Source organism: Priestia megaterium, from assembly GCF_023824195.1.
Lineage (GTDB): Bacteria > Bacillota > Bacilli > Bacillales > Bacillaceae_H > Priestia > Priestia megaterium_D.
The window spans coordinates 1,083,409-1,103,373 of sequence record NZ_CP085442.1; the positions used below are offsets into that span (position 1 = coordinate 1,083,409).

General features: G+C 32.7%; 18 protein-coding genes. 15 read left to right on the forward strand and 3 right to left on the reverse strand.

What is annotated here, in order from left to right:
- Window positions 1-74: 74 nt before the first annotated feature.
- A complete protein-coding gene (locus LIS78_RS05590; RefSeq protein ID WP_252284781.1) occupies window positions 75-422 on the reverse strand; it encodes an XRE family transcriptional regulator in 348 nt (115 codons plus the stop codon).
- 204 nt (window positions 423-626) lie between these two features.
- Here LIS78_RS05590 and LIS78_RS05595 point away from each other — a divergent pair, with 204 nt between their 5' ends.
- The gene (locus LIS78_RS05595) at window positions 627-833 is read left to right on the forward strand and encodes a hypothetical protein (protein WP_286676944.1); all 207 of its coding nucleotides are present in this window, start codon (window positions 627-629) and stop codon (window positions 831-833) included.
- 339 nt (window positions 834-1,172) lie between these two features.
- Window positions 1,173-1,721 (forward strand): acyltransferase, encoded by a 549-nt coding sequence (locus tag LIS78_RS31275; RefSeq protein WP_286676945.1) that lies wholly within the window; start codon window positions 1,173-1,175, stop codon window positions 1,719-1,721.
- A gap of 65 nt (window positions 1,722-1,786) precedes the next feature.
- Here LIS78_RS31275 and LIS78_RS05605 read toward each other — a convergent pair whose 3' ends face one another.
- The gene (locus tag LIS78_RS05605; RefSeq protein ID WP_252284782.1) at window positions 1,787-3,262 is read right to left on the reverse strand and encodes a glycosyl hydrolase; all 1,476 of its coding nucleotides are present in this window, start codon (window positions 3,260-3,262) and stop codon (window positions 1,787-1,789) included.
- A gap of 303 nt (window positions 3,263-3,565) precedes the next feature.
- Window positions 3,566-4,030 (reverse strand): VanZ family protein, encoded by a 465-nt coding sequence (locus LIS78_RS05610; protein WP_252284783.1) that lies wholly within the window; start codon window positions 4,028-4,030, stop codon window positions 3,566-3,568.
- Window positions 4,031-5,085: 1,055 nt separating this feature from the next.
- On the opposite strand from LIS78_RS05610, the gene LIS78_RS05615 reads away from it, so the two are divergent.
- From LIS78_RS05615 to LIS78_RS05675, 13 genes are all read left to right on the forward strand, one after another.
- On the forward strand, window positions 5,086-6,912 hold the full coding sequence (locus LIS78_RS05615) for a polysaccharide biosynthesis protein (protein WP_286676946.1): 1,827 nt from the start codon (window positions 5,086-5,088) through the stop codon (window positions 6,910-6,912).
- A gap of 60 nt (window positions 6,913-6,972) precedes the next feature.
- Window positions 6,973-7,593: an acetyltransferase gene (locus LIS78_RS05620; protein ID WP_252284784.1), complete on the forward strand. Its 621-nt coding sequence runs from the start codon at window positions 6,973-6,975 to the stop codon at window positions 7,591-7,593.
- A gap of 66 nt (window positions 7,594-7,659) precedes the next feature.
- Window positions 7,660-8,775, forward strand: coding sequence for a DegT/DnrJ/EryC1/StrS family aminotransferase (locus tag LIS78_RS05625; protein WP_252284785.1), 1,116 nt, complete (start codon window positions 7,660-7,662; stop codon window positions 8,773-8,775).
- 231 nt (window positions 8,776-9,006) lie between these two features.
- Window positions 9,007-10,284, forward strand: a complete 1,278-nt coding sequence (locus LIS78_RS05630; protein ID WP_252284786.1) for an oligosaccharide flippase family protein — start codon at window positions 9,007-9,009, stop codon at window positions 10,282-10,284.
- Window positions 10,259-11,713, forward strand: coding sequence for a hypothetical protein (locus LIS78_RS05635; RefSeq protein ID WP_252284787.1), 1,455 nt, complete (start codon window positions 10,259-10,261; stop codon window positions 11,711-11,713). The genes LIS78_RS05630 and LIS78_RS05635 overlap by 26 nt, the downstream gene beginning before the upstream one ends.
- Window positions 11,710-12,879: a glycosyltransferase gene (locus LIS78_RS05640; protein ID WP_252284788.1), complete on the forward strand. Its 1,170-nt coding sequence runs from the start codon at window positions 11,710-11,712 to the stop codon at window positions 12,877-12,879. Before LIS78_RS05635 ends, LIS78_RS05640 begins: the two co-directional genes overlap by 4 nt.
- A 1-nt stretch (window position 12,880) precedes the next feature.
- Window positions 12,881-13,801, forward strand: coding sequence for a glycosyltransferase family 2 protein (locus LIS78_RS05645; RefSeq protein WP_252284789.1), 921 nt, complete (start codon window positions 12,881-12,883; stop codon window positions 13,799-13,801).
- A gap of 192 nt (window positions 13,802-13,993) precedes the next feature.
- Window positions 13,994-14,371 carry an acyltransferase gene (locus LIS78_RS05650; RefSeq protein WP_252284790.1) on the forward strand — a complete coding sequence of 126 codons (378 nt, stop codon included), beginning with the start codon at window positions 13,994-13,996 and terminating at the stop codon, window positions 14,369-14,371.
- Between the two features lie 58 nt (window positions 14,372-14,429).
- A complete protein-coding gene (locus LIS78_RS05655) occupies window positions 14,430-15,572 on the forward strand; it encodes a glycosyltransferase family 4 protein (RefSeq protein WP_252284791.1) in 1,143 nt (380 codons plus the stop codon).
- Window positions 15,573-15,654: 82 nt separating this feature from the next.
- The gene (locus LIS78_RS05660) at window positions 15,655-16,260 is read left to right on the forward strand and encodes a sugar transferase (protein ID WP_286676947.1); all 606 of its coding nucleotides are present in this window, start codon (window positions 15,655-15,657) and stop codon (window positions 16,258-16,260) included.
- A 167-nt stretch (window positions 16,261-16,427) separates the two neighbouring features.
- Window positions 16,428-17,804, forward strand: coding sequence for a UDP-glucose dehydrogenase family protein (locus LIS78_RS05665; protein WP_252284792.1), 1,377 nt, complete (start codon window positions 16,428-16,430; stop codon window positions 17,802-17,804).
- Window positions 17,779-18,810, forward strand: a complete 1,032-nt coding sequence (locus LIS78_RS05670) for a GDP-mannose 4,6-dehydratase (RefSeq protein WP_252284793.1) — start codon at window positions 17,779-17,781, stop codon at window positions 18,808-18,810. The genes LIS78_RS05665 and LIS78_RS05670 overlap by 26 nt, the downstream gene beginning before the upstream one ends.
- A gap of 379 nt (window positions 18,811-19,189) precedes the next feature.
- Window positions 19,190-19,933, forward strand: a complete 744-nt coding sequence (locus LIS78_RS05675; RefSeq protein WP_252284794.1) for a YveK family protein — start codon at window positions 19,190-19,192, stop codon at window positions 19,931-19,933.
- Window positions 19,934-19,965 lie beyond the last annotated feature (32 nt).

Consider the following 19,965-nt stretch of genomic DNA (forward strand, 5'->3'; position numbering starts at 1 on the left):
TAAAATACTATTAATAAAAAATGTCGAAACAGGTCGATATTCATAATAAAGTTAAAAAACCTGGTAAATTTTAGTCAATTTGTGCGGTCATTCATTTTGCGGAACTTTAAATAACATTGAAATTCCACAAACTCTTCTTTGGTCATGCCGTCTTTAATTGCTTGCTCAATTAAGTAAAGCCATTCTTTGTTAATAAGTGGTTTTGAAGATAATACAGGATGACTAATTTCAGCTTCAATTAATTCATCAACCGTTGTATTAAGAGAAGACGCAATTTTATTAAGCATGTGAAGAGAAGGGTTATTGTTTAGCCCTTTTTCTAAATGAGATAAATATGATTTTGAAATTTTGGCTTTTTCAGCTAGTCGTGTAATGGAATATCCTTTTTTTAATCGCAAACTTTTAATTTTGGCTCCTACCACATTCAGCCCGTCCTTTTCTTATGTCTTTTGTTCATTATAATGCATATACACTTATTCAGTACGTATTTCTACTAAAAAATGTTCTTTATCAAGAAAAATATTTTTAACTTTAAAATCATTTTGATACAAAGGTCTCTGGTGAAATTCATATCTAGTTCATATAAACCGTTCACAATACTAATAGATAAACACAAGACAGGAGAGATGAACGGGACGTGGAACAACGAATGGAATAAATGGATCAATCATAATGAATTACAAAGTGAATTAAAAAAACAAATGAATGACATGACGGAACGTGAACGAGAAGATGCGTTTTATAAACAGCTGGAATTTGGAACAGGAGGCATGAGAGGCGAGCTTGGCTCGGGACCGAACCGCATGAACATCTACAGCATTCTTAAAAGATAAAGGAAAAGAGACTCGTCATTAAGATAAATGATTCCTACCTCTAAAGAAATTATTTATAATCATTAGAACGCTTTAAGCGGATAGCACAATTTTTAGACAATATACAATAAATTCATTAATTTATACTAGAAAAATTTGTCTGATAATCTGTTTATTAATCAAGCAAGTAATAAAAATATATTTAACGAGAATATGAAACGAAATTATAAATAGAAAAGTCTCTTCTTAAATAAGGTTTCTTAGTAAATATATACCTATTTATCCTAAAGTACTTCCTTTGTGACCAATAATGTAGTATTTTGAAGATATTTGATAATAATGGGAAGGAAGTTGTGTTGAATGTCAGTTGTAGACAAAGCATTTGCAGTAACTAAGGGAAGTTTGTTAAAACTAAAGCTTTCAAAATCAGGTAAGTTGCCACGATTAAGAGGGGGCTGTTCAGTAAAATCTCAAGGCCAGATTGTAGCAGGGCACAACTTATCAATTACGGGGCGCCCCATAAAAGTAAGCCTGAATACCGAGAACAAAGAATCGAAAATAGTATTTGGAAATAATGTGTTTATTAATTACGGGGTAGATATAGGTTGTGCTAGATTAGTTAGAATCGGGGATAATGTAAAGATAGGTCCGTTGACAAATATAATCGACAGTAACTATCATCTTGTAGATTCTAATGATTCTTTAAAGAGTGAGCAAGTAGTAATTGAAAATAATGTCTGGATTGGACGGGCCTGTTCAATCTTGAGCGGTGTAACAATTGGCGAAAATTCTGTTGTTGCAGCTGGAAGTGTAGTAAATAAAGATGTACCACCTAATGTCCTAGTAGCCGGTTCCCCAGCAAAAATAGTTAAAAATTTAGAAATAAAAGACGGATGGATCAGAGAATAGAAAATTATAATGAAGGTTACATAGAACATCCCCATTAAACTATTAATGGGGATGTTCTTATATAGCTATTTATAAGTTTGAAGGTTGGGAAGTTCGTCAAGTGTAATGACATAAGGGCTATTATAAACCCTCAATAAATGCTCTCGGCTATTTATAATACCATCTTTCAAGTATTCATCTTTCCATGTAAGAAACCAACTCCATGAGATATGATAATCCTTCAAATCAGTTGGATCAGGAATCGGTCCATTTTCTGATAAGCTTACAAGCTTTTTGTTGTTTACAAGTGAATTCAAGCGATCATATTGTAAACTTATCGCATTGTAGTTTCCGGCTTTAGGATAGGAATCATAACTGACAATATCTACATATCTATCACCGGGATACCAATCTTCAGATACAGAATTCCATACCCAAATAATATTATTAATTTTGTGATAGTAAGTTAAGCGGTCATACATCAGTTTGTATAGCTGTTTTGCTGGTTCAGAACCTTTGGCGCCCCACCAAAACCATCCTCCTTCGGCTTCGTGCAACGGTCTAAATAGGATTGGAACTTTAGCATCTTGCAGTCTTTTTAACTGTACAGCAATTGCATCGATATCCCGTAAAAGCAAGCGGTAATCTTCAGAGTCTTTATGATTCATAGCATATTGAAGGTCAAAGGTCGTTGCACTTTTATAGGATCCTTTGTACCATTCTTTTCCAGGTTGTTTAATAAGATCTTTAGGAGCGTTCCAATGCCATGAAAATGTAACAATTCCTCCTTGCTCATGCCATTTAATTGCTTCTTCTACTTGATTTGATTGACGGCCGTAAGCAACTTTAGACGGAGAATAATCAGTAAAATCAAACCCTGCAACGGCAGGCTTCTTGCCGATATTATTATTTAGCCATTGAACACCAGACATATCCTGTTGGCCAGATAAAATTTTCTTTCCGTATTGATCTACAAGAAAATTCATTAATGATTTAGTCTCTTTTGTTGCATGTTGATTTACAGGTTCTTTGTTAATCGAAGCTTTGTTATTTTTGCGTGCGGAAGTATTGGATGCTGTATCATGAGTAAGTTTAATGTAATCTAAATCGTAATAACCCCATCCGGATCTTATTTTTATAGTGTTTTTTCCTTTATGTAACAGTACTTTCCCCACATTCAATTCTTTAAATTTATCAGATTCTTTTAATATTATTTGTACAGAGGGTTCACTATTTAAATTTACCGCAGCGTGTTTTTCTCCATTTCCGCTTGAAACTCTATAGCGTATAGCTAATTTATACAAACCTTCTCGAGGTGCATCGATAATAAAAATAGCAGAATCATCTTTTTTATGAAAATTAGTTACGTAACCATCGCCTGAATAACCGCTAACTTCTTTGCTTGTTTTTGCTCCGTTTAATATAGATTTTTCAGCTTCATAAATCTGACTGGTGCTAGTTTTTTGTATGGTAGAGGGTTTATTAGGCTTATTAGTAACTACATAAATAATCCCGATTAATAAAAGAGTGAGCGGCAGATAAAGTGCAAGCTTCTTTTTCAAAGTTTCATCTCCTTACAATTGATTTATTAATTATAAAACAGCGATAAATGTATGTATGAATTCAGTATCTACTAAAATAGATACAGTAATATTATCATAAAATGGAAATGGATCATCAACTTTATAAAATTAATTTAGTGTGAAGTTTTAGTGCGGATAATCCATGATAATTGAGAAATCATATTGGAAATGGACGTTCATATTCATCTATTGCTGATTAGTCAGTAAGCAAGACCAAGATAAAGTTAAATTTAAAACCCCTTGAACACGTCTTTCACTCAAGGGGTTTTAAGAGGAATAGCTTCAATTTAAATTGGAGACTTTACTCGTTTTTTTATTTCTAAAGTTATACAAGAAAAATAAAAATAGAGCTCCTCCAAATGAATCAATCATTACATCAGCAATACGTCCATCACGGCCAATAATAAATGCTTGATGAATCTCATCTAAAAAAGCAAAAGCGGCTAGTAGAAGCCATGCTTTTAAAAAACGTCCCCGTATTTCTTTTAAATTCCAATAAAATAATAGAGCCAGTATACCGAAAAATGAAATATGAGCCAGTTTACGCAAAATAAATTCTAAATCAAACCCATAGGAATAAGCGTCATAAAAATCACTGCCAGGTTTCAAAATGTCCCATAACGTTGCATGATGATTCCATACAGATGAATTTCGCCACGTGCTAGCGTCTGTAATTAATAAGTGGGGGGTATGGGAGAAATGTGCAATGCTTAACATCATTAATAAAACTACTATTTTTTTTATCATACAAAAAATTCCTTCTTCATTAGACTATTCACATATAGTAAGAGAAAAAGGTCCAAAATGCAAGTTATTTTCTAGGGCATACTTCATAAAAGAAAATTTTTTTATAAGCTTTTTCTTTTTATATAAGTGAAATCTTAAAGGGGATTTTAATATCTTTGTTTAGAGCCGACGTTTGTTTGAATGTTACTAATTTACTATTAAGAGTATTAAATAGGTCAAAACAACTAAAGTCGAAAAACCATCTTTTGAGGAGCTTTTTAAGTCATTTGATGCTTTTTAGAATACAGATGACAATATTCGACAAAAAAACTCATATCCAACAAAAATTCTATATGATAATATTGATTTCGTGATAATTCTAAAGTATTAATAAAATCCAATTTTTAAACAGTTGTTGATTCTATTAGCACCTATTGGTGTAATTATTTAACTGTATTTTCTAGTTTTAAACATGTATTTTTAATGCATGAATTAAGAGGTTAATAGGAAATAGGAGTAACTGCTTGAGTCTAAGTTACTCATTTTTCACTGTCTTTCTTAAATCGGATATAAAGTGCTCTGATTAAATCGAATGAGCGTACAGAAAGTAAATTAGTCTTTGCAGTGCAAAATGAACGTAATGGTGATACCTCCTGACCACTATCAATGGAGGTACTCGGCTACACTGTGGGTGAATAAGAAAAGGCACCTTAGACACATCAGTTGTCAATAGTGCGGTGTGAGGGTGGGTTGGATGCCCTTCTTTTATTATACGTATTTAAGAGACAAGTAGATTCCATACTTGTCTCTTAAATACGTATAAATTATTTGTGGAAAAGAGTGATCAGATGAGCATGAATGAATTTGATACTTTGCCAAAAGCAGTGAAGAAGACAGTTAGATATATCAAGCAGGATTCAACTTTAGAGCAGTTGTTTTACATACAAAAAATAATTAATCAAACAATTAAGACAAGAAAGGAGAATCTAATTAATGATATTAGATTAAATGACAGCAAATGATTCTTCAATTTTAAAGTGCAATTAAAGAATAAAAAGTAAGAAAGGTGATGGAACTTGAATTATAAGAAGAGAATGTCTCTTTTAATGCTGCTGGATTCTATTATTGTATTAGGATCGGTGTATGCAAGTTATTTTATTTTACACCCTTATTTCCATTTTTTTACAACAAAGACGTTGTTAGTTAGTTCCGTCAGCTTATTTGTAGCACATCATGTCCTAGCAAATGCATTTCATTTATATAAAAAAGCATGGGAATATGCAAGTGTCGGTGAACTGTGGGCCATTTTTAAATCTGTCACGATCTCTATCGTAATTACTGCCATTATACAATTAGGGTTCTTCCAAGATGTTTATTTTAGAACATTGTTTATTGCTTGGATCTTACATATTTTATTAATCGGTGGGTCCCGTTATGTATGGATTATTTTTCGAAATGCATATTTCAAAAAACAAAACGTGGCGGATTATAAGCGTACATTAATCATAGGAGCTGGCTCAGCGGGAACAATGATTGCAAGGCAGTTAAAAACAAATCATGAAAGCAAGCTTCATCCTGTAGCGTTTGTAGATGATGATATTAAAAAACATAAATTAGAGATTATGGGATTGCCTGTGTTAGGCGGTAAAGAAGTCATACAGGAAGCTGTTAAACAGTTCAACATTGATTATATTATTATTGCTATTCCGTCTTTAAAAACAAGTGAATTAAAAGAAATATACAGTGAATGCTCAAAAACTGGGGCTAAAACACAAAGTATGCCGAAGATTGAAGATATCATGCTAGGGAAGGTATCGGTCAATCAATTAAAAGATGTGAAAGTTGAAGATTTATTAGGAAGAGAACCTGTGGAACTTGACCGCGATGGAATCTTAGAAAACATAGGTGGTAAAACAATCTTGGTGACGGGAGCTGGAGGATCAATTGGTTCTGAAATCTGTCGTCAAATTTGTAAATTTAACCCTAGTAAAATTATTTTGTTAGGTCATGGTGAGAACAGTATCTATACCATTGATATGGAACTACGTCAAAGTTATCAAAAAGATATTAAAATTATCCCTATCATTGCTGATATCCAAGATAGAGACCGTATCTTTGAAGTGATGGAGACATATAGACCAGATGTAGTTTACCATGCTGCAGCTCATAAGCATGTCCCCCTAATGGAATATAATCCTAAGGAAGCTGTAAAAAATAATGTAATTGGTACAAAGAATGTAGCAGAGGCAGCTGATACATTTTCAGTCCGTAACTTTGTGTTGATTTCGTCAGATAAAGCTGTTAATCCTACAAATGTTATGGGTTCTACTAAGCGAATTGCAGAAATGGTAATTCAAGAATTAAATAAGCATAGTCAGACAAAGTTTGTAGCTGTTCGTTTTGGGAATGTTCTAGGGAGTCGTGGTAGTGTAATTCCCTTATTCAAAAAGCAAATTCAAACAGGTGGGCCTCTTACAGTTACCCATCCGGACATGACTAGATATTTTATGACTATTCCAGAGGCTTCTAGACTAGTTATGCAAGCCGGAACGCTTGCTCGTGGCGGAGAAATTTTTGTGTTAGATATGGGCGAACCTGTTAAAATTGTGGACCTAGCGAAGAATCTTATTGAGCTTTCCGGTTATACGGAAGAAGAGATTGGAATTAAGTATGCGGGAATTCGACCTGGAGAGAAAATGTATGAAGAGCTTCTAGGGAAAGATGAAGTACATAATGAGGCGATTTTTCCTAAGATTTTTATTGGAAAATCGGTAGAAGTAGATTTTTCTCGGGTTACCACGTTGGTTAATAATTATGAAGTTTATGATACGGAGTATACGAGAGACTATGTGTTGAACTTGGCGAACGATCGTGAAAATTTGCTTGCGCATAGTATGAATTAGATTGTTTTCTATTATAGAAGAAAGTGGTTTCATCTTTAATAAAATAAGGAGTAGGATACTGTGGCGAAACTATTAATCTTAGGTGCAGGCGGTCATGGGAAAGTAGTATCTGAAATTGCTCAACTCATGAAACAGTGGGAAGAGATCGCTTTTCTAGATGATAGAGAAGATATTTCAGAAGTATTAGGGATTTCTATAGCAGGTAAGTTAGCTGACTTACCTGCATTAAGGAGCGAATATGAATACGCATTTGTAGCTATCGGTAGCAATACTGCTAGGCTTAAGTGGACAGAAAAATTAAGTCATCATGGTTTCAAAATACCAATCCTTATCCACCCCTCTAGTATAGTGAGTGCAAAAAGCTCTATAGGAGAAGGAACCGTAATAATGGCAGGAGCAGTAATAAATACGGATGCAAGAATTGGTAGAAGCTGTATTATTAATACAGCTTCTACGATTGACCATGACTGTATATTACACCGGGGTGTTCATACGTCTCCTGGTGCATACCTTGGTGGCACGGTAAAAATTGGGGAGCGCACGTGGATTTGTATTGGAGCTACTATTATAAATAATATTAATATTGGTTGTGACTCAGTCATAGCAGCAGGAGCAGTTGTGACTAAAGATGTACCGAGCAATGTTTTAGTCGCAGGTGTACCTGCAGTTATAAAGAAATAATTTTTATTAATCACAATATCCTCAAGCGAAATAGAAAACACCTTACAAAGGAAGGAAGTCCTTAATATGCAAGATAGAATTTTTCTTTCATCTCCTCATATGAGTGAAGAAGGATATGAAATGGAATACGTGAAAGAAGCTTTTGATACAAACTGGATTGCTCCTCTTGGAGAGAATGTGAACAAGTTTGAAGAAGAGTTAGCAGCTACAGTGGGTTCAAAATCAGCAGCAGCTTTGTCTTCAGGAACAGCAGCCATCCACTTAGCTTTAAAAGCAGCAGGGGTAGAAGCGGGTGATATTGTTTTTTGTCCAACGCTTACTTTCTCAGCTACAGCAAATCCAATAATCTATCAAAATGCTACTCCTGTTTTTATTGATAGTAATGAAGAAACATGGAATATGTGTCCGAAAGCATTAGAAGAAGCTTTTACAAAGTATCCTAATGTAAAAGCCGTTATTGTTGTGCACCTTTATGGACTATCGGCTGATATGGATAAAATTACAGAGATTTGTACAAAACATAATATCCCCTTAATTGAAGATGCAGCTGAAAGTCTAGGAACTTACTATAAAGGAAAGCATACAGGTACTTTCGGAGACTATGGTATTTTCTCTTTTAATGGTAATAAAATTATTACAACTTCTGGCGGGGGAATGCTTGTCTCGAATAACGAAGAAAAAATCTCAAAAGCTCGTTTCTGGGCTACACAGAGCCGTGACCAAGCAAGACATTATCAGCATAGTGAATTAGGGTTCAACTATCGTATGAGTAATGTTGTTGCAGGGATCGGCCGAGGTCAGTTAAAGGTGTTAGATCAACGAGTAGAGAAAAAAAGAGAGATTTTCTCTTTTTATAAAGAACATTTAAGTGAACTCGAAGGAATTGAGTTTATGCCTAGCAATGAATGGGATGAACCGAACTATTGGTTAAGCAGCGTAACTTTAAATGGTCCAGTAAGACCTATTGATGTCATGGAAGCATTAGAGAAAGAGAATATTGAGTCAAGACCTGTATGGAAACCAATGCATATGCAACCCTTCTTTGAAAAATACGATTTTGTTGGTGAAGGTATTGCAGAGAAGTTATTTAAAAATGGTTTGTGTATACCTAGTGATACCAAAATGACCTTAGACGATTTAAGAAGAATAGTAAGGATTATTAGACAGTTGTGGGTGCAATAAGGAAAGTTTTCCATTGTAGGATTTAAGGTTAAAGCGTAATGTATAATATCTCTTAAATATAATATCTAAGTAGTTGTAATTTCCTGTTTGAAATTAGATTTTTTATAATGCTTAATACTATAAAGAGTACTCAAATTATTTCTCCTGTTTAGAGCAAAATAATTTAATAATTGATATTTATACATAATATCCCGTTAAAGTTTTAAGTAATGATTAAATAAGGATGATTAAATGAATGGAAAATTAAATTTTTTAATAAGGAAAGTTTTTGGTATTTTCTTAGGATCCACAGTCTTCATGGCATCACAATTCTTAATAATTGTAGTACTAGCAAAACTAGGGTCTCCTCGAGAAGTAGGGGAATTTGGTTTAGCTGTAGCTATTACAGGTCCAATATATATGTTTTTTTCTATGCAATTAAGAAGTATGTATGTAACTGATAGAGATAAAAAATACAAATTTATTGATTATATGTCTCTATGTCTTGTTAATGCTACTATAGCTCTGGTAGTAACTGTTTTATGTGTATTAAATAAACCTTCTGAAATGGTATTGTTAGTTTTATTATACTCAATAGCTAAATTTTTACAAACGTTAGGGGAAATTGTATATGGTAAGATGCAAAGAGAGGAGAAACTTGTACTAGTAGGGGTATCTAATTGTTTAAAAGGTATAGTATCCCTATTTTTTTTCAGTATCATTTTCTATATAACAAGAGAATTAGTTCTTGCAACTCTAGGAATTGTTATTTCTTGGTTTTTAGTACTATACCTTTATGATTTACCTAGAAGTAATCTTGAAAGAACGACTCAGCTATTCAAAGGGTTAATGAATATTAAATTTCATAATATGAAGAACCTATGGATGTTAGCTCTTCCTTTAGGTTTGATCTCTCTTCTGTATTCTTTTAATACTAATATAACTAGATATTTCGTAACTTACTATTTTGATGAAACTGCTTTAGGTTATTTTACTGCATGTGCATATTTAATGATGATAGGTAATACATTTATTGGTGCTGTGGGTCAAACGTTAAGTTCTAGAATGGCGACTTATTATAATATCTCAACAAGTAATAAAAAGTTTAATAAATTACTAATCTCTATGGTTCTGTTTGGTTTATTAATAGGAGTTCTCACTACAATATTAACTAGTTTGTTAGGGAGTGATATATTAACAATCTTTTATGGTAGCGAGTATAGTCATTATTCTATATTGTTAACATTATTAATGAGTGCCACCATTATACGCTATCCAGCAGAATTCATAGGATATGCTACTATTGCATCAAGAACATATAAATTTGAAGTACCTATGTTAATTATAATGTTGATTAGTAGTGTAATAAGTAGTTGGAAACTAATACCTTTAATGGGTCTCAACGGAGCAGCTTTTTCAATATTACTTTCTTCATTAATAGCAGCTATAGGAAGAGTAGTTATTATTATTAGGGCAAATAAATTAAAGGCGAGTGGTAAAATATATGAACAAAATAAACACATCAGTTAGATATTCAAAGGTACCGTCTGAGTATTTATTAGCACCTTTATTAATGCTTGTAATTCTTTCTGTTAGTGTATTTTATATTATAGGGAATAATTACAATAATATTCTTATAATTATTCCTATTATAATTACTTTCATCTTTCTTGTCCCAAGGCTTTCGTTAATCATAGTAGGCAAACGGCCACCCTTTGATGTTTGGTCTATATTTACTTACACTGCTCTTTTAGTTTTTATCTACTCTCCTTTATATCATTTAATCACAGGGAGACCTATTGCTAAAAATTTGCCGTATGACATGACAGAATTGATTTCTTATATAGCTTGGACTTGTGTACCGATAATTCCTCTCTTTTATTTAGGATCCTTACTAGTAAAAAAGAAATCTCACTATATTAAACATAGTTATGAAAAAGAACCTATTAATAAATTCATTAATATAGGGATATTCTATATCCTTACAGGCATGTGTGCTAATATAGCTATCATGATTGCCGGAGGAATACCCCTTATAGCGGGTACGTTATTCGTATTAAAAGATTTCTTTAGTGTAGGACTACTTTTGGTTTATTATGGAGTTATAAAAAAACTAATAAAAAAAGGAATAAAAGATAAAAAAAAGCATCAAGTATTATGTTTTATTTCATTAATAATCATAATATTTTTAATTTCCTATTTTAATTTAGAAAGGGGAAGTAGATTTTTTATCTTAATATATGCTTTTTGGGGATTGCATATATATTCAACTCATGTAGCAAAGATAAATATGTCTAAAATTTTAATAATAATTGTTCTGTTGATACCATTACTTACTCAATACAAGTTGTATAAGTATACGGGTTATGATAGTCAATATGTTTTAGATTCTAACTATAGATCTCAAATACAAGAGCAATATAGTCAGTTAACACCTACTTATACTCTAGCTACTGATTTAGGAAGATATTATATTTGGATGTTATATTATCAAGAAGTACAGCCAGGAGGAAATATTGATTATCAGTATGGAAAAACATATTTAGATGCCATTCTCACAATGTTTCCAAAATGGATTGTAAAGAATAAGCCACCAGGGATGATTGAACTCTCTCATGATGCTGAATCAGGAAGAGGGTACTATAAAGCCTATCATCCTAGTGCTGCCAAAATAGGAGGATTTTGGGCGGAATCTTATGTTAATTTTGGCATAATGGGAGTATGGCTTATGGCCATTGTAGGAGGATATATTTTAGGCGTTTTAGATAAAATAATTAAAGCTAGAAGTTTAGGATACATTACCCCTGTTTTAGCAGGGTTAATAGCTACTTTCGGTTCGGAAGTTTTACTCCAAGATTCTAGATTAATTCTTTGGCATTTATCTAAATACGTAGTTACCGTAATTCCTCTGATTGTATTATTAAAATTAAAGACGAGAAGAAAAGGAGAAGCAATATGAAGACAATTTTTGCAATAAGCTCAAAATACTACATGAATAGAGGGGAAGTTTGGACAACAACTTCATATAACAATGACATGTGGAGAGAATATTTGCAAAACTTTTCTGAAATTCACGTACTAGCTCCAATTATAGAAGTAGATCAGTTACCTAAAGGTTGTAAATTAGCGACTATGTCCAATGTAAAGTTTGTAGATTCTTCGGCTTTACATAAAAAAGAATTATCTGGAATTACAAGGTTGTTTAGGACTGTGAAAAAAATTGTTAGGAGTGTGGACTGTGGAATTTTGCATAGTCCATGTTTTGAAGCTGAGCTAGCATATCGTGCTTTGAAAAAATATAAAAAGCCATATATTGTAGAAAATCGTGGAGAACAATCTATGCATGCGGGATTTTTGAAAGCTAAACATCTTCCTTTCCCTAAAACCATAGCCAGTGTATTTAAAAAGATGCATTTAAATCACTTAGAAAAAAGTTATGGATGTATTTATGTTTCTGAAACTCTTCGCGAACGCTATTATCCTAAAAATACTATTCAATCAGCAGTAATTAGTGATTTAAGACTTCCAGACCACTTTATAAAGGAAGCTAGGGAATGGGGAACTTCACCTCATGTATTTAAAATAATTAACGTTGGAAACCTCAGCCCTTATAAAGACCAAGCAACTTTATTGAGGGCTATAAAAGTATTGAAGGAAAAAGGAATAAATAACATTGAGTTACACTTAGTAGGTAAAGGACCATTAAGAGAAGAATTACAAAGACAAGCCGAGCAAATGAATATTAGAGATAATGTCATTTTCCATGGTTTTGTTCCTTGGGGTGAAGAGCTGTTTTCTTTGTATGATAAAAGTGATTTATTTGTTTTATCTTCATTAACTGAGGGAATGCCGCGCGTAGTACTAGAATCACTTGCAAGGGGATTGCCAGTTGTATCTACTGAAGTCTCAGGCTCAATAGAAGTATTACCTGAACAATGTATTGTACCAGTAGGAGACTATAAAGAGTTAGCAAATACAATTTCAAAACTAGTTAATTCACCTGATACACTGACCAAACTTTCTGAAGAAGGGATTAAAATGATGCAAAGTTTTACAGAAACTAGACTTCTAAAAAGGAAAGTAAAATTCTTTTCTGAATTTAGAGAATTAGTAGGAGGTAATTAAGGTGTCTAATCCTTTTATTAGTGTGGTTATTCCAAGTTATAACCCAGGTAAGTTGCTGAGTGAAGCTATAAAAAGTATACACATGCAAACTTATAGGAATTACGAAATAATCATTATAGATGATGGGTCAACGGATGGAACAAGAGAATGGTTAGAAAATAATGCAGATAATCTTAAAGTTAAATATGTGTTTCAAAGTAATGCTGGAGCAGCTGCAGCCAGAAATAAGGGCGTAGATCTAGCAAAAGGAGATTATATAGCATTTTTGGATGCTGACGACATCTGGTTACCTACAAAGTTAGAATTACAGGTTAAATCTTTAAATAAAGGTAAAGATGAGTATTTGTTATCCTTTACAAACGGATTTGTGGTAAAAGGAGAAGAAACTTTACAAATAATAATGGATAATTTAGAAGATAAAGATAAGCCGACAGAGTTATTTGATTTGTATGCAAAACCACCTGTAAAGGTGGATTTTAACTGGAATTTCAAGATTCATTCTATACCTACCAGCAGCATATTAGTGTCTAAATCTTTGTTCCAAGATGTAGGTGGGTTTCCACATCTCATTCAGGGAGAGGACTTTGTACTTTTGCAATTAATATTAAGTAAAACGAATGCTGTTTGCTTACACCAACCATTGATGGGATATAGATCCCATAGTAATAATACTAGTTCATCTTTAAAGAAAAGTAACTTTAGGCAAAGAATGAGTAAAATTTCAAATAAAGATAAAGCAAGAATAGAGTTATATAATCTATTATTAAAATCTACAAATGTACCACCAGTCCTTAAAAATTACAGATATTCACCGGTTATTGTAAGGTTTCTGAAGCTGCTTTTTTGGAGGTTTTCTTACGGAACCAACAAAGGCAAAATAAAGAAGGATTTTATTAGATATGTAACTGGAAAGGGAGTTTGATTTTTGAGGGGCAGAGACAAAGCACAAAAATATAAAATAATACTAAACTTTATGACATTTTTCTTTAAGCTCTTTCCTAAGAAATTTAGATATTTTTTCCTATCGATGTTTCGTAATACTTCTGGCTCCTTAGGTCTTGCACTAAGGTTTAGTTTGTTTAAGACTCTTTGCAAAGATTGTGGAGAGAATATAATGATTTCACCAGGTTCTTACTTTTTTAATTTAGAAAATATATCATTAGGAGACAATATAAGTATTCATCCTTTATGTTACATTGACGGATACGGCGGTTTAATAATAGGTGATGATGTATCAATTGCTCATAATTGCTCATTAATCACTTTTGAACATGACTACCTATCAGGAGGTACTATTAGAGATAATCCAGTAAATAGGAATAGAATTATTCTAGGTACTAACATTTGGGTAGGATGTGGCGTGAGGATTCTTTCTGGATCTTGTATAGGTAATAATACTGTGATAGGAGCAGGAGCAGTAGTGAAAGGTGAATTGGAAAAAAATAGTCTATATGCTGGGGTACCTGTGAAAAAGATTAAACAGGTCCCTTAGGATTTGATTGTTCTTCGTAGAAAAAGGAAATATGTTAAAGATGGGGGTTTGAAAATAATTGATTAAAGTTGCACATGTTTGTACCTCAGCTGTGAGTCATAAAATTTTAGTTGATAAATTAGATTTATTGATGGAAAAAGGGTATGAAATTTATTTGATTTCTTCTAATGAAGGATTGAATAAAGAATACATAAAACATAGTAAGATAAAATTTAGGTACATAGATATGAACCGAAAAATCAATCCAATAGATGATATTAAATCAATTACTCACTTATCTAGATTATTTAGAAAAGAAAAATTTGATGTAGTCCATACCCATACAGCTAAAGCAGGAATTCTAGGAAGGATGGCAGCATCTATAGCTAAAATCCCCTTAATTATTCATACAAGCCATGGTCTACCTTTTTATGAAGGTCAACCTAGGCTCAAATATAAATTATATAGTTCTTATGAAAGATTAGGAGCGAAATTCTCTCATGCTCTTGCGTCACAAAACGAAGAGGATATTAGTAAGATAAAAGGGTATGCGTCAAATAAACCAGTATTTTATGAAGGTAATGGTATAGATATAAATAAGCTTGATGCTATAAATAAAGATATTAATGATTCTATTCTTGATGAATATAGAAATAAATATAATATTGATATAGATACTAAGGTAATATTTATGGGGGCGAGGTTTGAACCAATAAAAGACCATGAGATGTTAATAAAAGCCTTAAGTTTTTTTAAAAAAAATACCAAACAGAAGTTTGTATGTTTACTAGCTGGTGAAGGACCTCTAAGAAGATATATAGAGGAAAAAATTAATGCTTATAATCTAAAAGATGAGGTCAAAATAATTGGCTTTCAAAAAAATGTGTATCCATTAATTAAAATGTCGGATATTATTTGTCTAACATCCAAGAAGGAAGGTATACCGAGAATAATTATGGAATCTATGAGTTTCTGTAAACCGGTTGTAGCTACTAATGTACTTGGGACTAAAGAATTGGTAAGTGATAATAGTAGTGGAATATTAGTTGAATATGGGGACTCAAAAGGGATGGCCGAAGCAATTGAAAGGGTCTTTAAAAATGACACATTAGCAAAAGAATTTGGTTTGCAAGGAAGGAACATTATTACTAATAAGTTTACCGAGCAAATAGTAGTAAACAGGATAGACAAAATCTATAAAGAAATGCTAAGGAAAAACTAAGTTTATTAACATATATATAATATTTTCGTATCTTTTATCAATTTAGAGATAATAAAGTTTTAGAATTAAGGAGGGAAAAATATTGAAACGCTTCTTTGACTTCTTTATTTCATTATTAATGATTTTAGCACTGTCACCAATTATTTTAATTGTGGCAGTTCTTATAAAAATTAAATTAGGATCACCTATTATTTTTAAGCAGGAAAGACCTGGAATAAATGCTAAACCCTTCTATGTATATAAGTTTCGTTCAATGAACGATAAAAGAGATAATAGAGGAATACTATTGCCTGACCATCTAAGAATCACACAGTTTGGTAATCTATTAAGGAAATTAAGTCTGGATGAACTTCCGCAGTTATTTAATGTCTTAAAAGGAGATATTAGTTTAGTAGGACCTAGACCTTTACTAATGGAGTATATAGAACTTTATACTGTTTATCAAGCTAGAAGACATGAGGTTAAACCTGGTATAACAGGATGGGCGCAAGTAAATGGTCGTAACTCTATATCATGGGAAGAAAAGTTCGAGTTAGATGTCTGGTACGTTGATAACCATTCATTTTGGCTAGATATAAAGATATTAATCTTAACGGTAGTTAAAGTTTTTAAAAGGGAAGGTATAAATCAAACAAATCGTGTGACAATAGATAAGTTCACAGGTACAAAACAAAATAATACTTTTTGAAAAAATATACAATAATAGTTTAGTTATTATAGTAAGAAAGAAAAATAAAGGCGGGTAAGATTCTAAAGATAACTAACCTTATAAAAAGCATAAGAGGAAGTTTTTTACAAACGATTATGATTAAGTTAGGGGCGAATATTTAATAATTAGTAAAGGGAGGAGAAATAATGTATAAGATAGCTGTGGCAGGAACAGGTTACGTTGGCTTAGTAGCAGGCGTATGTTTTGCTGAAATGGGCCATCAAGTAACTTGTGTAGATATTGATCAAAACAAGGTGAAATTAATGAAGTCTGGTGTTTCACCAATCTATGAAGCAGACTTACAAGATTTGATGATAAAGAATTATGAATTGCGAAATCTTAATTACACAATAGATTATCAATCTGCTTATAAAGATGCAGATGCTATCTTTATTGGTGTAGGAACTCCAGAACAACCAGACGGATCAGCTAACCTTTCTTATATTGCAACTGTTGCACGACAAATTGCTGAATCGGTGGAGAAAGATTGCTTAGTCGTGGTGAAATCCACAGTTCCAGTTGGTACAAATGATAAAGTAGAGCAATTTATCCAAGACTTTTTAATTAATGATGTGAGAGTAGAAGTTGCATCAAACCCAGAATTTCTGGCTCAAGGTTCTGCAGTGCATGATACATTACATGCAGAACGAGTTATTATTGGAACGGAAAGTGACTGGGCAGAGAAGCTTTTACAAGATATCTATAAACCATTTAACCTTCCAATTGTCTCAGTAAACAGAAGATCTGCTGAGATGATTAAGTATGCCTCAAATGACTTCTTGGCATTAAAGATTTCGTACATGAATGATATTGCGAACCTGTGTGAATTAGTGGGAGCAGATATTCAAGACGTTGCAAAAGGAATGAGTTTCGACGAACGTATTGGTAGTAAGTTTTTAAATGCGGGTATTGGATTTGGTGGATCATGCTTCCCTAAAGATACAAAAGCATTAGATTACCTTGCAAAGCAAAATAGTTACGAGCTAAAAACAGTACAAGCTGCTATTAATGTAAATAAAGAGCAAAAAACAATTCTTTATAAAAAAGCAAGCCGTCGACTTATTACATTTAATGGTCTAAAAGTTGCTGTATTAGGTTTAACATTCAAACCGGGAACGGACGATTTGCGCGAAGCTGCTTCTCTTGAAAATATACCTTTATTATTAGAACAAGGTGCAGATATTTATGCGTTTGATCCCATTGGAGCAGACAACTTTGCGAAGGTACATCCCGAAGGTCGCCATGGAAGAGGAAGTATGACTTACGTGTCCAATGTTGAAGAAGCAATTAAAGATGCCAATGTTTGCTTTATCTTTACAGAGTGGGGGGAAGTAAAAGAAGTTACGCCAAGCATGTATAAAAAGCTAATGAGAACCCCATTAGTTTACGATGGAAGAAACATCTATAGTGTAGATGAAATGGAGCAATCAGGAGTAGAATACCATTCTATTGGAAGAAAAACAGTAGAAAGACAAAACGTGAAGGAGACGAATAAACGTGAGCTACAATCAACTAGACACTAATAAAACATACCTTATTACAGGTGCTGCAGGGTTTATTGGTTACTTTTTATCTAAGAAATTATTAGAGGATGGCTGTAGAGTTGTAGGAATTGATAACGTTAATGATTACTATGATGTCAAACTAAAATATACTCGCTTAGCACAGTTAGAGCAATATGAGAAATTTACATTTTTAAAAGTAGATATTTCCGATAAGGTAGCTCTTACGAAAGTATTTAAAGAGTATACACCAAACATTGTAGTAAACTTAGCTGCACAAGCAGGTGTACGTTATTCAATTGAGAATCCTGATGTATATATGCAAAGTAATGTTATTGGTTTCTACAATATTCTTGAGTCTTGCAGGCACTATCCGGTAGATCATTTAGTCTATGCTTCTTCAAGCTCTGTTTACGGTGCTAACAAGAAGGTTCCATTTGAAGAAAGTGATTTCGTTGATCATCCAGTATCACTTTATGCAGCAACTAAGAAATCTAATGAATTAATGGCTCATACTTATAGCCACTTATATAACGTTCCAGCTACAGGACTTCGATTCTTTACAGTATACGGACCAATGGGACGACCAGACATGGCTTACTTTGGCTTTGCGAATAAGTATTTTGCAAATGAGCCAATTAAGATATTCAACAACGGTGATTTTGAGAGAGACTTATATAGAGATTTCACCTATATTGATGATATTGTAGAAGGAATTGAACGTTTACTTCCTAATCCTTCAGTTAGAGAAAATAATGCCCCTCATAAAGTGTTTAATATCGGAAACAATAATCCAGAGAAACTAATGGTTTTTATTGAAACTTTGGAAAAATGTTTAAGTAAAGCTCTAGGCAGAGAGGTATTATTTGAGAAAATATTTGAGCCTATTAAGCCAGGGGATGTCCCAGCTACATATGCATCGACAGAGTTGCTGCAAAATGCTGTTGGATTCAAGCCGGAGACTTCAATAGAAGAAGGGTTACAAAAATTTTCAAATTGGTATGTGGATTATTATAATATGAAATAGAAAATAACATTAATCTAACTGAATAAGTTAGCTGAATTTTAAAAGGCTTAAATCTAGGTTCCATATTTTTTAGATATATTTGCTAATCTTACACTTCAATCATATAGCGGTCGTGTCAAAAGAGAAAATTTGTAGTGTTTAAAATTGATTTACCAAATTAAAGTAACAAGATAATTTATTAAAATTTATAAAAATTATAAAGATAAATTTGTCATTTGGAAAGTAAACAAATTATCAACTATGTCGATATAAATACCGGAATAGAGAGGTAAATGTTAATATTTCACCCATTTTACAAAATAGTGTAGTTAATTATAGCTTTGTAAAGTATAGTGAGAAGTAGATGTTTTTAAGAGGTTACTAAGTTCGGAGGTCAGTTATGGAAGAATCTATTGATTTAAAACAATTATTCGGGGTTATAAAGAAGAGATTCTGGCTAATAGCTTTGCTTACAATCATAGCAGCAACAATCAGCGGTGTTGTCAGTTTTTTTGTCTTAACACCCGTATATGAAGCTAATACCCAGATCCTAGTTAATCAAGCAAAATCAAAAGAGCAGTTTTACAATTCATCTGAATTGCAAACAAATGTTCAGTTAATTCAAACGTACAATGATATTATTAAAAGTCCAGCGATTTTAGGAGAAGTAACAAAGCAATTAAACTTAGATATGACTCCTAAACAGTTAAGCAATCAAATTCAAGTGACTAATTCACAAGACTCTCAGGTTGCTCATATTGTAGTACAAGATACAAATGCTAGACTAGCAGTGAAAATTGCAAACACAACGGCGGCTGTATTTAAAAAAGAAGTCCCTAAAATTATGAGTATTGATAATGTAAGCATTTTAGCTAAAGCGCAGCTTGATGAGGCTTTAAGTCCAATTAAACCGCAGCCGTTTTTAAATATTGCAATAGCGGTAGTTGTTGGGTTAATGGCTGGCGTAGGTTTAGCTTTCTTACTAGAATACTTAGACAATACGATTAAAAATGAACAAGATGTTGAACGTATTTTACAACTATCTGTTATCGGAGTTATTTCTGTTATTAAAGAAGAAGAACTTAAGGATTTTTCTTCCTCTAGTTATGCATCACCAGTAAGGGGGGAATCGCGTGGTGCTTAAAATATTTAAGAAATCAAGATCTGTTTCAAAAA